This is a genomic window from Phenylobacterium sp. (genome assembly GCF_030698145.1).
Lineage (GTDB): Bacteria > Pseudomonadota > Alphaproteobacteria > Caulobacterales > Caulobacteraceae > Phenylobacterium.
In genome coordinates this window covers 5,001-19,216 of record NZ_JAUYNW010000066.1, presented here as the reverse complement: position 1 = coordinate 19,216, position 14,216 = coordinate 5,001, and the positions used below count along the sequence as shown (strand labels likewise).

The following is a 14,216-nucleotide window of genomic DNA, read 5'->3' as shown; positions in this document are numbered from 1 at the left end:
AGCGGTTCCTCCCGGCCTTGTTTCGGCGGCGCGACTGGGTAAATGTGCGCCAAACTTAACAGTGTTTAGGGACGGATCGCCCATGGACCGCTACGACTACGTGATCATCGGCGCGGGTTCCGCCGGGTGCGTCCTGGCCAACCGGCTGAGCGAGGACGCCGGCGTGCGGGTCCTGCTGCTGGAGGCCGGCGGCAAGGACAGCTCCATCATGGTCAAGATGCCGGCCGGGGTCGGCGCCCTGATCGGCAAGGCGGGTCCTTACAATTGGGGTTTCTGGACCGAGGCGGAGCCGCAACTCGAGCACCGCAAGCTGTGGTGGCCGCGCGGCAAGGGCTGGGGCGGGTCGTCCTCGATCAACGGCATGATCTATATCCGCGGCCATGCCCGCGACTATGACAACTGGCGCCAGATGGGCCTGCCGGGCTGGTCCTACCGCGACGTGCTGCCCTACTTCAAGCGCTCCGAGAGCCTGGAGGGCGGCGGCGACGCCTGGCACGGCGGCGAGGGCCCGCTGAAGGTCTCCAAGGCCTCCTCGCCCAACCCGATCTACAAGGCCACCGTCGAGGCGGGCCGCCAGGCCGGACATGCGGTGACCAGCGATTTCAACGGCTTCCAGCAGGAAGGCTGGGGGCCGTACCAGATGACCATCCATGACGGTCAGCGCTGGAGCGCCGCGCGGGCCTATCTGCACCCGGCGATGAGCCGGCCGAACCTGACCTGCCTGACCGGCGCGCGGACCACCCGCATCGTCATCGAGAACGGCCGCGCGGTCGGCGTCGAATATGTGGACGCCAAGACCAAGCAGAAGACGATCGTCCACGCCGACAAGGAGGTGCTGCTGTCGGCGGGCGCGGTGCAGTCGCCCCACATCCTGCAGCTCTCGGGGATTGGCGATCCCGAGGAGCTGGTCAAGCACGGCATCCCGGTGGTCCATGCCCTGAAGGGCGTCGGCGCCAACCTGCAGGACCACCTGGACGTGACCATGTCCTGGGAATGCCCGCAGCCGATCACCGCCTTCTCCCTGCGCAAGGGGCTGGTGAAGACCCTGCTGATCGGGATGAACTACGCCTTCTTCGGCAAGGGGTTGGGTCGCCAGCAGTTCCTGGAGTCAGGCGCCTTCCTGAAGTCGCGGCCAGACCTGGACCGGCCGGACCTGCAGATCCACACGGTGCTGGCGGTGATGCAGAACCACGGCAACACGGTGGTGGAGAAGGACGGCTTCACCTTCCACGTCTGCCAGCTTCGTCCCGAGAGCCGGGGCAGGGTGGGGCTGAACTCGGCCGATCCGTTCGCCGATCCGGCGATTTTCGCCAACTACCTGGCCACCGACGAGGACCGTCGCGCCCTGCGCCAGGGGGTCAAGATGATGCGCAAGGTGGCCGAGCAGTCGGCGCTCGACGCCTACCGCACCGAGGAGCTGTTCCCCGGCAAGCACGTCCAGACCGACGCGGAGATCGACGCCTGGATCCGCAAGAGCGCCGAGACCATCTACCACCCGGTCGGCACCTGTAAGATGGGGACCGACGACATGGCGGTGGTCGACGCCGAGCTCAGGGTTCGCGGGATCGAGGGCCTGCGGGTGATCGACGCCTCGGTCATGCCGACCCTGGTGGGGGGCAACACCAACGCGCCCACCATCATGATCGCCGAGAAGGCCGCCGACATGATCCGCGGCAAGGCCGCCCTGCCGGCCGACGACGCGCCGGTCTATGAGGACGGCCAGAAGGCCGCTTAGGGAGAAACCGCCATGGAACTGCGCAGACTGGGTAGGTCCGAGCTGAAGGTCGCCCCGCTGGTGCTGGGCGGCAACGTGTTCGGCTGGACGGCCGACGAGCCGACCTCCTTCGCCATCCTCGACGCCTTTGTCGATGGGGGCTTCAACATGGTCGACACCGCTGATGTCTATTCCCGCTGGGCCCCTGCCGGCGGCGGGGCCTCGGAAAAGGTGCTCGGCGCCTGGTTCAAGGCCAGCGGCAAGCGCGACAAGGTGGTGCTGGCCACCAAGCTGGGCTCGGAGATGGGTGAGGGCATGAAGGGCCTGTCGGCCCGCTACATGGTCGAGGCGGTCGAGGCCTCGCTGCAGCGGCTGCGGACCGACGTCATCGACCTCTACCAGAGCCACCGCGACGACCCGGAGACCCCGCAGGAGGAGACCGCCGAGGCCTATGAGCGGCTGGTCAAGGCCGGCAAGGTCCGCGCCATCGGCTCGTCCAACTTCGAGCCCGCGCGCCTAAAGTCGGCGCTGGAGATCAGCGAGGCGAAGGGCGTGGCGCGCTATCAAAGCGAGCAACCGCTCTACAACCTCTATGACCGGGCTGGCTTCGAGAGCGGCCTGCAGCAGGTCTGCATCGATAACGAGGTGGGGGTGATCCCCTATTACGGCCTGGCCTCGGGCTTCCTGACCGGCAAGTACCGCAGCGAGGAAGACCTGGCCAAGAGCCCGCGCGGGCGAGGCGTGAAGCGCTATCTCGACGAACGCGGCCTGAGGATCCTGGGCGCCCTGGACAAGGTGGCGGCCGGCAAGGGCGCGACCCCCGCCCAGGCGGCCTTGGCCTGGGTCATGGCCCAGCCGGGCCTGACCGGCCCGATCGCCTCGGCGACCAGCGTGGCGCAGCTTCAGGAACTGATGGGATCGGCGCGGCTAAAGCTGGATGCGTCGGACCTGGCGGCGCTGGATGCGGCGTCGGCGCCGGCGACCCAGCCGGCCTAAAGTCTAGAGCGTGACGGGCGCCGAAACCGGCGTCCACTTTCGGCTGTCACGCTCTACGCGACCCGGCGGCCGTCGAGGGCGACCAGGCGCAGGCGCGGGGTCTCCTCATTGGCGGGGCCGACGCCGCGGACATTGTGAACGATGATCTCGCGGATCGGCTCGCCGTTCAGGCGCGCGACCATGGACAGGGGCTGGTAGAGGCCCAGGAACCGCTCGGGCGATCCCTCGGCGTCCGCCAGCGGCGCGAACAGCACCTCCATCGGCAGGCTGGCGGTGTCGGAGAAGGCCTCGACCGTGGCGACCACCGGCTCGGGGCGGCGGCGCGCGGTCTCGATCGCCGTGTGCAGGGAAAAGCGGTTGCGCTCCGAGAACAGCGACAGGCCGTTCTGGCCAAGCAAGTTGCGGCCATGCAGGGCGGCGACCAGGCCGCCGGCGAGACGCACGGGATAGAGGCCGGAGGCGACCCGGCCCAGCATGAAGACCTGGGGCAGCAGCTTGGCGAAGGCGGTCGGGTCGATCTGGGCGCGGGTCGGCAGGCCGCGATAGCCGCCCTGTCCGCGCCAGTAGTCGATCAGGTTCTGCGTGTTGGAATGAAACATCACGCGCCTCCAAATTCGGCCGACCGCGACCGCATGAGGCTTGCAGGAAGTTCGGCGCCAGGCCGCCCGCTGTGCCGGATCGGGACCTTGGCCGCGCAGGCCGCGGCATGGTTGACAGGCTCAGAGATTCTTAAGCCGCGCCTGATTTAATCGTCAGAACGATGGGATACCGGCGGGCCTTTGGAGGGGCCGTCCATGAAGACGCGCACCACCTTGCTTGGCTTCCTGCTGGGCCTCGGCCTCCTGCTGCTGACCGGCGCAGCGCCGGAAACCGCCCTGGCGCAATGCTGCGCGCCGCCGCCGCCCTGCTGCCAGCCACCGGCCCCGCCGCCCTGCTGCACGCCGCCGCCGACCCCGCCCTGCTGCGTGACGCCGCCGGCCCCGCCGCCGGTCACGCCCTGCTGCAACGCACCGCGCACGCCCAACATCAATGTCCATGTCTCCAACGTCAGCGTCGCGGTGGCCAACGCCAGCTCGCGCGCGGGGGCCGCAGGCTTGGCCGGCGCCGGCGCCGTCTTCTACGGCGGCGGCGGCGGTGGGGGCGGCTACGCCCCGCCGATGGCCACCGGCATGGTCCAGCTCAATGTCGAGGCCGGCAAGCGCATCAAGCGCGTGGCCTATGAGGCCAGCCGCACCCGCACCCGCCGCGTGGTGATCCAGGCCGTCTGCATCGACGCGCGCCAGATTCCGCACGCCGCCTCCCAGGTCCGTCCCGACCGGGAGATCGAGCAGAGCTTCGAGGGCGAGCTTTACCGCTGCATCGCCGGCGCCTGGCTGCAGGCGACGATCGCCGACTATCAGGAAAAGGTTGAGTTTTCCGGCGGCAAGACACTTGCCTGCCGCAAGGGCGACGCCCTGTACCACGGCCGCGACGGCAAGCTGGAATGCCGCAAGCAGACCCCGGCGCGCGACTGCAACGAGCGCTCGCTGCTGCGCCGTTTCGGGGCCGGCATCAAAATCCTGACCATCGTGGAGACCGAGACCTACACGGCCTACCGCGAGGAAGAAGAGCGGATGGAGTCCTCGGTCGCCACCACCATGAGCCTCGACGGCGGCGTGGGCGGGACCGTCTACTAAAACCTCAGCCGGCGGAGCGCCGAAACGCTCCGCCGCGCCGCCAGCCTAGTGCCGGGTGGTGCCCGGGATGCGCAGGGCCTGGCCTGGATAGATCTTGTCCGGATCCTTCAGCATCGGGCGATTGGCCTCGAAGATCTCGCCGTAGCGGGTGGCGTCGCCGTAGTGGGCCTGGGCGATCTTCGACAGGGTGTCGCCGGACTTCACCGTATAGAAGGTGGCCTGGGTCGACGGCGCAGCGCCAGCGGCCGGGGTCGCCGCGGCGGCCGGCTGGGCCGCTATCGTGATCTGATCGTCCACATGGGCCACGCCCTTGGTGTTGCCGAGCACCAGGATCGCGAGTTCACGCTCCTGCTGATTGCTGGCTTCGCCGGTGACGGTCACGGTTTCGTCGGCCACGGTGATGCGACCGTCCCTCAGGGTGACGCCGTGGTCCTGGAGGGCCTTGGCGAGCTCCCGGGCGTCCATGTCGGGCTTGCCGGACAGCTTCTCGCGCAGGGTTTCCCCCGCTTCACGCGCAAAGTCGAAGAGACTCATGGTGCTGTGCTCCTGGGATGGTGAAGGCCCCTGGGTGCCGAACGCGGCGTGAGTCATCGGGTTCACCCCGGCTTGCGAATATTTCGCGACGGCCCGATGCTCGGCGGGGCGGGCGTTTCATGGGGTTTTCGTGTTCCAGGTCTTCGAGGTTTCGCGGCGCGTCGCCGTGGTGGTTGCGGGCTTCGTCTGGCTGGCCGGAACGCCCGCCTGGGCGGCCGGCGAACAGGCGCTGAAGGATGTCGAGGTGCTGTCGACCGACGCCATGGCCGGGCGCGCGGCCGGCTCATCGGGCTCGGCTCTGGCGCGGGCCCATATTCTCAAGCGGTTCGCGGAGATCGGGCTGCAGCCGGCCCATGGCGGCTTCGAGCAGCCGTTCTCCTTTCCCGCTGGGACCGAGACGCGGCAAGGGGTCAACCTGGTCGGGAAGATCACGGGGACCGGCGGGAGCGACAAGGTGCTGGCAGTCAGCGCCCACTACGACCACCTGGGCGTCCGCAAGGGCGAGATCTACAACGGGGCCGACGACAACGCCTCGGGGGTGGCGGGCCTGCTGGCGATCGCCGAGTCGTTCGCCAAGACCCCGCCCAGGCACACGGTGATCTTCGCGGTGGTGGACGCCGAGGAGGTCGGGCATCGCGGGTCGGCCGCCTTCGTGGCCGCGCCGCCCATTCCACTGGCCAGGGTCGCGCTGAACCTCAATCTCGACATGCTGAGCAAGAGCGCCAAGGGCGAGCTCTACGCCGCGGGCGGCCATCACTTTCCCTGGCTGAAGCCGCGGCTGGCGGCCTTGGCGGGCAAGGTCCCGGTGACCCTGAAACAGGGCCATGACGGGCCGCCCTGGACCGGCGACGACGACTGGACGCTGGCGTCGGACCACGCGGCCTTCCACCAGGCCGGCGTGCCCTGGGTCTATCTCGGGGTCGAGGACCATCCGGAGTACCACCGGCCGACCGACGACTTCGCGACCGTCCCGCGGGATTTCTTCGCCAGGTCGGTCGCGAGCGTGGTCATGGCGGCGCGGAGCTTCGACCAGGACCTGGATGCGATGGCCAAGGATGCCAGGCGGTAGGGAGTCAAAGTCCCCCTCAGTCAGCTTCGCTGACAGCTCACCCAGAGGGGGAGCATCTAGAAACAATCAGATCGTCCCCCAGCGCGAAGCGCGTAGAGGGGGTTCAGGCTCCCGCCGGCTTGACCTCGAACATCCACATGGTTTCGTCCTTGAGGACGGCTTCGGCGGCGCGCTTGACGTCGGCGGCGGTGACCCGCTCGGTGCCCGGGATCATGGCGCGGGTGGCGTCGAGGCGGCGGGGATCTGCCTGGGCGCCGGAGAGCTCCTGTAGCCAGTAGCCGTTGGTTTCGCGGGCCTTTTCGATCTGCTCCAGGCGCGGCTTCTTGGCCCGGGCCAGTTCGTCTGGGCTGATTTCCTTGGTTCGCAGGTCGGTGGCGATCTTCTTCACGTCGGCGAAGAAGGCGGGCAGCTTGTCGGGGGGCACCTCGACGCTGGCCGAGACATAGCCCCAGCCCGGCCAGACGAAGCTGTGGCTATAGGCGGCATTGGGGGAATAGGTGGCGCCCTGGGCCTCGCGCAGCTCTTCGATCAGCCGCAGTTCCAGCACCTCGCCCAGGACAGCGGTGTCGCGGGCGCGCTGGGGGTTGGCGAAGAAGTCGTTGGTGCGCCAGGCGATATAGCCCACGGCCTGGTCGCCGCGGCCCTTGTGGGTGCGGATCACCGGCTGGGCGACGCCTGAGGGGAAGCCGACCTCGATCTCGGCGCGCGGCGGCGGCGCGGCCGCGGGCCGCGGGGGCAGAGCGCCGAAGGTGCGGGCGACGGCCTCGATGGCCTTTTCGACCGTGGTGTCGCCGACGATCACAACCTCGATCTGGCCCGCGGCGAGCGCCGGCGCGACGTCGGCCTTGAAGCTCTCCAGCTTGGCGTCGGCCATCTCGTCGCGGGAGGGGAAGACCCACCGCTCGTCGCCGCCGTGCAGTAGGCCGGCCAGGTCGCGGGAAACGACGCCGGACACCGTGGCCTCGTACTGATCGTGGATGGTCTTGCCGGAGTTCTTCAGGCGCTGGAACGCCTGCTCGCGCCAGCCGGGCTCGGACACATAGCTGGTCAGGACCTGGAGCTGGACGCCCAGGTCGTCGGTGCGGGTGGCGCCGGACAGCACGAAGGCGTCGTCGCCGATGCCGAACTCGGCGCCGTACACCCGCGAGGCCAGGACCTGCTCCATGTCCTCGGCGCTGATCTGCTTCAGTCCGCCCTCGATATAGGCGCCCGAGGCCCAGGCGACGTTCTGGCGGTCCTTGGGCAGATCGATCCGGCCGCGGCCGACATTGACCCGGACCAGGACCTCGTCGTCCTTGAAGCGGGTCGGCTTGACGGTGAGCCGCACGCCGTTCTCGAAGCGCAAGAAGGCGGTGTCGAGATCGGCGGCCTCGCGAGTCTCGGCGACCACGCCGGGCGTCCCGAAATTCTCATAGGGCCAGGCGACCTGGGTGGGGGCGGTGGGTTGGGCGACCGCCATCTTGCGGGAGATCTGCAGCGCGGCCACCAGGGACCCGTCGCCGCCCGCCACGGCCTTGGGCGAGGCCATGAACAGCAGCGGCCCGTCGCCCTTGAAGGCAGCCTTGAGCGCGGCGGAGACCTGGTCGGCCTTGAGGTCCTTCACGGCGGCCTCGAACAGGGCCAGGTCCTGGGCCGGGCTGCTCACCACCTCGTCGTCGGACAGGGAGCCCACGATCTCGCCGGCCAGGCCGGCCGGCGTGCGGGTGGCGGCGCCGGCGGCGTCGGCCTTGAGGCTGGCCCGGTATTCGTCGATCTCGCGGTCGAGTTCGTCCTGGCGCACGCCGTGCTGGACGGCGCGGCGCTGTTCCTGCTCCACGGCGGTGAGGGCCTCGCGCCAGCGGGTCGGCTCGGCGTTGACCACGACCATGGTCACCTCGGCGGCGTCGTATTCGTCGCTCTCGAAGGCGCCCGCGCCGAGGAACGGCGGCGTCGCGCCCCGGGCCAGGCGTTGCAGGCGGCGGTTCAGCACCGAGAAGCCGAGCTGTTCGACCAGATCGCGCTGGCGCTTGGCGGTGGTGTCGATCTCGGTGTCGTCCGGACGCAGCCAGGCCATCTGCATCGAGAGCGGCACGCCGGGCTCGACGACCAGCTTGGCCTCGGTCTTGCGCGACTTGAGCGCGCCCAGGTCCGGATCGGCGCCGGCCGGACCGACGGGGGTCCAGTCGCCGAACCGGGCCTTGATCTTGGCCTCCATGGCCGCGACGTCGAAGTCTCCCACGGCGACCAGGACTGCGCGCTCGGGGCGGTAGTAGCGGTTGTAGAAGTCGGTGAATTCGGCGGCCGGGGCGGTCTGCAGCACCTCGACCTTGCCGATGGGGTAGCGGGTCGGGGGCCGCTGGTCCTTCAGCAGGAACTCCAGGCGGGACTTGTAGACCCGGTAGGGGGGCGTATCGCGGGCGCGTTCCTCCGACAGCACCACGCCGCGTTCGCGATCGATGGCGGCGGCGTCGAGGCTGAGGTTCCCGGCGGCCTCGCGCAGCAGCATCAGCGAGGTGTCGACCGTCTCGTCATCGGTGCGCGGCAGGTCGAGCTTGTAGGTGGTCTCGTCGAAATCGGTGGAGGCGTTGGTGTCGGCGCCGAAGGCCAGACCGAGGCGCTCGAGGATCTTGATCATCTCGCCTTCGGGCACCGCCTTGGAGCCGTTGAAGGCCATGTGCTCGAGGAAGTGGGCGAGGCCCTGCTGCTTGTCGCTCTCCATCAGGGAGCCGACGTCGAAGCGCAGGCGCAGGGCGGCCTGGCCGGGCGGAATCTGCTGCTTGCGGACGGCGTAGCGCATCCCGTTGGGCAGGGCGCCGAAGACGATCTCGGGATCGGCGGCGATGTCGGAGCGGGCCTGGGCCCACTCGCCTGGCTTCGGCCTGGCGGCGGCCGCGGCGGGCCTATCCCTGCCGAAGCCGAACTTGGGGAGGGGGAAGCTGGCGGCGTAGCTCGGCGCGGCAAGGACCAGGACGAGCGCGGTCACCGCAATAGGACGTATCATCAAGTGCAACAGATCCGGCTTGGCCAAGGTGGGTCACCATGCGCCGCGGCTTGTGGCGTTCGCAAGGCGCGTTGAGGGCGTTATTGGCCCGAGGGACGGCTTACATAGTAGGTGGCGGTGTTGCCCACGGCGGTGGAGACGCCGCTGGCCGAACGCCCGCTGCCGGTGACATTGACGATGCTCTGGGCGCCGACGTCGGAGCGGTTCACCTGGCTATTGCCAACGGTCATCCGGCCTTCGCAGTCCGAGCAGGCGTAACCTGTGACGGAGTTGCCCATGGCGGTAGAGGTGGAGGTGGCGTCGTAGCCATCGGTCCCGATGAGGTTGGCCACGGCCTCGATGCCGCCGCCGTCGTTGATCTGGACGGTGTCGAGGATGACCTCGCCGCCGATGTCGCCGCCGGTCACCGCGTTGCCGACGCCGTAGGCGCTGGCGCCGGCGGTCCCGTAGGCCGACGCCGCATTGCGGGCCTCGGCCCGGACATAGGCGAGGTTCCGCTGATCGGCGTAGACGTCGAGCAGGGGGCCCTCGTTGACGGCGTTGATATTGTTGCCGGCGGCGGTGGCGCGGGTCTCCGCGGCCTGGACGCTGCCGTAGCCGGTGAAGGAGCTCGCCTGGATGCGGCTGGCCTCGTTGAGCTGGCCGGCGATCACGCGGGCCGCCGAGCCCTGGCCGTCGAGGGTGATGTCGTTGCCGGTGCTGGTGGCGGCGAAGTTGGCCGTGCCCGAGACATAGGCGTAGTCGCCGCCGCCGTCGGTGGAGACGGTCGCGCCGTTGGTCTGGTTGGCGCGGACGCCGGCCGCGGCGTATTCGAGGCCGAAGGCCTGGCTGTTGCCCGTGGCTTGGTTCAGGGAATCGACGTCGCCGGCCGAGCCGCCCGAGGCGTTGACGCGGCTGTTCCCGGCGATCGCCGCGGTGGCGGCGGTGTTCTGGTTGGTGACGGCGGTCAGGGTCCCGTCATAGGCGCCGGCGAACCCGCTGTTGCCGGTGGCGGTGTTGGTCACGCTGACCGTGTCGCCGGAATAGCCGGTGACATTGACGCGGGTGTCGGCCGCCACGTCGCCATTGGCGGCCTGGTCGGAGCGCACGTCCAGGACCTGACCCTCGGCGGTCGCCTCGAAGGCATTGCCGACGGCGTGGGTGTTAGCGGTCGTGAAGTCGCTGACCTCGACCACGTTCATCGTCTGCTGGGAGAAGACGTCGCCGAGCTGGACCTGACTGTTCAGGACGCTGCTGGGCGGGATCTGACTAGTAGCGGCCCCGCACGGCAGAATCGCGACGAGAGCTCCAGCGAGAAGGGTCTTCGCGAGTCTGGCCATTGTTGGTCCCGAGATTGTTGTAGGCCGGCACATAGCCGCCGGTCAGGCCGACGGTGGAGCCTTCCAGCGGGTCGGAGGTCAGGCAGCCTTGCGGACCGGGCATGCCATAGAGGTTGGCGGTCATCTCGACGACGGCGCGTTCCACCAGGCTGCGGACGGCGAGCTGCATCGGTTCCAGCGCACCGGCGCCGGCCGAGATGTCGAAGACGTTGCCGTTGAGGAAATCGAAGAAGCCGACGCCGACTTCGCGGCCGACTACCTGCTTCTGGTAGGAGATGACGTCCACCACCTCGAGGGTACGGGTGTTGATCAACCGCAGATCGAGGCCGATGTTCATGATGAACAGGCGGCCGCGGAATGTACCCTTGGCCTCGTCGGCGTCAGGGCTGCCGCCGGCCACGTCGAAGCCGGACGAGCGGATGTTGTAGTTCAGCTCAGTGACGCCGCCGGCCACGTAGAAGTCCGAGCCGGGCACCTGGCCGGCCACGATCCGGCGATACTCCGCCGCCTGGTTCGGGGCGGGGTTGGGGGCGTCGGAGATCAGCTTGTTGTTGGCGTACTTCAGCTCCAACTCGGAGACCGAGGTGTCGAAGCGCTCGACCAGCGGCATGCCCGCCTTGGCGAAGGCCGACATGGCCATGAGCGAGGCGCCTTGGGTGATCTTGCGGCCCGAGCCGTCGGATTCCGACTTTCCCGTGTAATCGGCGATGCGGCCGATGGCGATGCGGGGGGCGACGATGCGGGCGTTGCGCGCATACCCGGCCATGCAGACGAGGGCGGTGGAGTAGGGGGTCGGATTGACCGTCACCGGCGCCGTGCCGATCGTGCGGGCGTAGTTGCCGCTGGGACCCGCCACCGGCGTGGCGCAGGCCGAAAGGCCGAGCGCGGCGACGCTGAGCAGGGCCGCGGCGCGGGTGAGCTTCCTATTGGTCATCGCCGCCCACGCCCCCGGTGACGCGCGTGGTCGCCGTCACATTGCCGTTGTTGATCTGGCTCGAATTGACGATGACCGTGTTGTGGCTGCCTTGGGTGACGACCACGAGGTTGTTGCCGATCGCCGTGGATCCGCCACCCAGCGAGCCGACGCCGGAATATGATCCGCCGGCGCCCGACCCAAAGGCGAAGCTCGACTGGTCCTCGCCCGTCTGGATGATGCCGTCGACGATGACCCGGTTGCCGTTGGCGTCGCGGGTGGAGACATCGATGGGGTGGTTCTCCGACCCGGCGTGGCGGCCGTAGCCGGCGTTGAAGTCGGCCGAGTTCGTGGACATGTATTGGGCGTTGGCCGGCGCGGCCGTCAGGGCGGCGGCCAGACCCGCGGCGATCCATGCGCCGCGCCGCGCCACGAGGGAAACGTCGATCATTGACCTAGTGACTCCGCATCGACAGACCTGCGCCGGACGGCGCGCAAGCGGGCGCGCCAAATCCGTTCACCGGTCATCTAGCGGCCAAGACCCTCGCGATTTGGTTAAGAACAATGAGGGAAACTGCGTGTCGGCCACACCCTTGAGTTGGGAGCACACATATTGAATGACCAACGCCAACCGATCCTGAACGCGCCCTGGCCGGCCGTCCTGGTCACCCTGTCGATCGTGCTGGGCTACGGCTTCCAGTCGGTGCTGCTGGGCGACCTGGCGGTCCGCTATTTCGCCTTCTCCTCAATGGCGCTGGCCGCCGGGCGCTGGGAGACGATCTTCACCTCCATGCTGCTGCACGGAAACTGGGCCCACGCCCTGATGAACGCGGGCTTCGCGCTCGCCTTCGGGACGCCGGTGGCGCGCTATTTCGGCGCGCGACCGCGCGGCGTGGCGGTCTTCGTGCTCTTCTATCTGGTGTCGGGGGCGGTCGCCTGCCTGGGCTATGCGGGTTTCAGCCCCGGCGGCTTGTTGATCGGAGCGTCGGGCGCGGTGGCGGGCCTGGTGGGCGGCAGCACGCGGCTGATGGCCGGTCACGGCGTTCCGGGCCCCTTCCTGAGCCGGCCGGTGATCAGCATGACCGTCAGCTGGGTGGCGCTGAACCTGATCTTCGGCTTCATCGGATTCGCCCCCGGCATGGGCGCGGCGAAGATCGGCTGGGAGGCGCATATCTTCGGCTACGCCGCCGGCCTGTTCCTGATCGACCTGTTCGGCCGGCTGGCCCGGGGACCCGAGACGGCGCCGGCGTTTGGAGAACATTGATTTTGCGTGCGTCCTGAGCGACGCTAACGTTCGGGAATAGGGAGTACGCGCCGATGCTGGTGTCTCAGATCCTTAAGACCAAGGGCGATCTGGTGTTTACCGCCACACCCACCGAGACGGTTGGGGCGATCTGCGCGCTGCTGCACTCGCGCCGGGTGGGCGCCATGGTGGTGATGGAGGGCGACCGGGTCGCCGGCATCGTCTCCGAGCGGGACCTGGTCCGGGCGCTGGCGGAGGAGGGGGCGAGCGCGCTGAGCAAGCCGGTCTCCAGCTGCATGACCCACGACGTGCATTTCGCCGCGCCGAACGAGACGGTGAACGAGCTGCTGACCCGGATGACCGACCGCCGGATCCGCCATCTACCGGTCTGCGAAGACGAGCGGCTGGTGGGCATCGTCTCCATCGGCGACCTCGTGAAGTGGAAGATCACCGAGGTCGAGGCCGAAGCCGACGGACTCAAGGCCTATATAGCGGCGGGCTAGCCCGGCCTGGCTGACAGGTCGAACACCTCGGCGCCCTCGCAGGCGGCCGCGGCGGCGAGGCTGTAGCCCTCGAGGACATCCGACGTCGCATCGCGGGCGCGCAATAGGGCCTCGCGTAGAGAACATGTCGCCAGGTCGGGGCAGTCGTCGCACTTGCGGAAGGAAAGGCGGCTGACGCAGGGCGCGAGCGCCAGTGGGCCGTCCATGACCCGAATGATCTCGGCGAAGCTGATCTCGGCCGCCGGACGGGCCAGGACATAGCCGCCGAACTTGCCGCGGCGGCTGACCACCAGCCTGTTGCGCGCCAACTCCAGCAGAATCGCTTCCAGGAACTTGCGCGGCGCGTCCGCGCGGAGCGCCAATTCGCCCGAAGTAACCTGCTGGCCCTGCGCCCTGGCGAGTTCCACGAGGGCGCGCAGTCCGTAGCGGGCCTTTTGCGACAACATCCTTCGAACGCCTCCCAGCCTTGCGCCATAAAGGATGGCGCAGGCTTTTCCACAAGGCGAGAGCAGGAAATGTCGCCATTCTGTCGCAAGGGGGTTGCGCCCCTGAGGGGGGGCAGGTAGAAGCCCCCCTCGCTCGGACGACGGGCCGGACGGAAACGACTGACGGGGCCACAAGCTCTTGAAATCGTTGCCGAACTGGAACATATAAGAGCGACGATCGGATCTTCGCCAAGAGCCTGGAGGCCTAGCTTCCAGCGCAGACCGGCGGAGGTTTTTTCGAACGGGTCCGGAGCAATCGGGACAGGTTCGGAAAGCTCGAAAGAGGCGATTGACACGGAGGGGGCCGGCAACTAGATACGCCGCTCTTCTTCGGAACCGCCCCGGCGGCGAGACGAACCAGGGCCTTGAATAAAGGCCTTGATTTCCTCTCCTTCGGCGGTTAGGTTCCGGCCTTCAATCGAATCGCTACGGACAAATGAGGGAAGCCCCTCGGCGGCCCGCGGTGATTTTTGCGCCAAATTTCAGGGTTTCCTGAGCGGCGCGAAAAAGTCCGAAAGGATCGATTGACACGAAAGAGGCCGGCCACTAGATAGCCGCCTCCGCCGACCACCGGCGCTAAACAGTGGGGCGGGCGGAAGCCGGTCACGGTCTTTGACATCGTTGAATTGGAAAGAGAAACGCAGGCGGCGGCGCTCTAGCGATAGTCCTAACCAGACTATCTCGACGCTGACCATATCTGCGGTCTCTTGAAGACAATACCATGTACCAATCGGTCTTCGGATCGAACGGTAAATGGGAACTCGTCAAGAACTAGTAGACCAAT

Annotated in this window: 13 protein-coding genes; 6 read left to right on the top strand and 7 right to left on the bottom strand. The window is 68.3% G+C overall.

Annotation, left to right across the window (positions count from 1 at the left end):
• Positions 1–82: 82 nt before the first annotated feature.
• Together Q8Q77_RS09850 and Q8Q77_RS09845 are read left to right on the top strand one after the other, a co-directional pair.
• A complete protein-coding gene (locus Q8Q77_RS09850) occupies positions 83–1,735 on the top strand; it encodes a choline dehydrogenase (protein ID WP_305583396.1) in 1,653 nt (550 codons plus the stop codon).
• 12 nt (positions 1,736–1,747) lie between these two features.
• Positions 1,748–2,710 carry an aldo/keto reductase gene (locus Q8Q77_RS09845; protein ID WP_305583395.1) on the top strand — a complete coding sequence of 321 codons (963 nt, stop codon included), beginning with the start codon at positions 1,748–1,750 and terminating at the stop codon, positions 2,708–2,710.
• Positions 2,711–2,763: 53 nt separating this feature from the next.
• Here the strand turns inward: Q8Q77_RS09845 and Q8Q77_RS09840 are convergent, their stop codons facing one another.
• Complete coding sequence (locus tag Q8Q77_RS09840) at positions 2,764–3,309, bottom strand: PAS domain-containing protein (protein WP_305583394.1); 546 nt, start codon at positions 3,307–3,309, stop codon at positions 2,764–2,766.
• A gap of 195 nt (positions 3,310–3,504) precedes the next feature.
• On the opposite strand from Q8Q77_RS09840, the gene Q8Q77_RS09835 reads away from it, so the two are divergent.
• Positions 3,505–4,386, top strand: a complete 882-nt coding sequence (locus Q8Q77_RS09835) for a hypothetical protein (protein ID WP_305583393.1) — start codon at positions 3,505–3,507, stop codon at positions 4,384–4,386.
• 45 nt (positions 4,387–4,431) lie between these two features.
• Here the strand turns inward: Q8Q77_RS09835 and lysM are convergent, their stop codons facing one another.
• Positions 4,432–4,920, bottom strand: coding sequence for a peptidoglycan-binding protein LysM (lysM, locus tag Q8Q77_RS09830; protein WP_305583392.1), 489 nt, complete (start codon positions 4,918–4,920; stop codon positions 4,432–4,434).
• Positions 4,921–5,050: 130 nt separating this feature from the next.
• Here lysM and Q8Q77_RS09825 point away from each other — a divergent pair, with 130 nt between their 5' ends.
• Complete coding sequence (locus Q8Q77_RS09825) at positions 5,051–5,989, top strand: M20/M25/M40 family metallo-hydrolase (RefSeq protein ID WP_305583391.1); 939 nt, start codon at positions 5,051–5,053, stop codon at positions 5,987–5,989.
• Positions 5,990–6,092: 103 nt separating this feature from the next.
• Here the strand turns inward: Q8Q77_RS09825 and Q8Q77_RS09820 are convergent, their stop codons facing one another.
• The 4 genes from Q8Q77_RS09820 to hfaA all read right to left on the bottom strand — a co-directional run bounded on the left by Q8Q77_RS09820 (position 6,093) and on the right by hfaA (position 11,652).
• The gene (locus Q8Q77_RS09820; protein ID WP_305583390.1) at positions 6,093–8,951 is read right to left on the bottom strand and encodes a pitrilysin family protein; all 2,859 of its coding nucleotides are present in this window, start codon (positions 8,949–8,951) and stop codon (positions 6,093–6,095) included.
• A 98-nt stretch (positions 8,952–9,049) separates the two neighbouring features.
• Entirely contained in the window at positions 9,050–10,288 is a 1,239-nt protein-coding gene (hfaD, locus tag Q8Q77_RS09815; protein WP_305583389.1) for a holdfast anchor protein HfaD, read from the bottom strand.
• Entirely contained in the window at positions 10,218–11,222 is a 1,005-nt protein-coding gene (gene hfaB, locus Q8Q77_RS09810) for a holdfast anchoring protein HfaB (RefSeq protein ID WP_305583388.1), read from the bottom strand. The genes hfaD and hfaB overlap by 71 nt, the downstream gene beginning before the upstream one ends.
• Positions 11,212–11,652, bottom strand: coding sequence for a holdfast anchoring protein HfaA (hfaA, locus tag Q8Q77_RS09805; RefSeq protein ID WP_305583387.1), 441 nt, complete (start codon positions 11,650–11,652; stop codon positions 11,212–11,214). Before hfaA ends, hfaB begins: the two co-directional genes overlap by 11 nt.
• Before the next feature lie 162 nt (positions 11,653–11,814).
• On the opposite strand from hfaA, the gene Q8Q77_RS09800 reads away from it, so the two are divergent.
• Positions 11,815–12,465 carry a rhomboid family intramembrane serine protease gene (locus Q8Q77_RS09800; RefSeq protein WP_305583386.1) on the top strand — a complete coding sequence of 217 codons (651 nt, stop codon included), beginning with the start codon at positions 11,815–11,817 and terminating at the stop codon, positions 12,463–12,465.
• A gap of 53 nt (positions 12,466–12,518) precedes the next feature.
• Entirely contained in the window at positions 12,519–12,947 is a 429-nt protein-coding gene (locus tag Q8Q77_RS09795; RefSeq protein ID WP_305583385.1) for a CBS domain-containing protein, read from the top strand.
• Here the strand turns inward: Q8Q77_RS09795 and Q8Q77_RS09790 are convergent.
• Complete coding sequence (locus tag Q8Q77_RS09790; RefSeq protein ID WP_305583384.1) at positions 12,944–13,393, bottom strand: Rrf2 family transcriptional regulator; 450 nt, start codon at positions 13,391–13,393, stop codon at positions 12,944–12,946. The two genes, Q8Q77_RS09795 and Q8Q77_RS09790, sit on opposite strands and share 4 nt — an antisense overlap.
• Between the last annotated feature and the right edge of the window lie 823 nt (positions 13,394–14,216).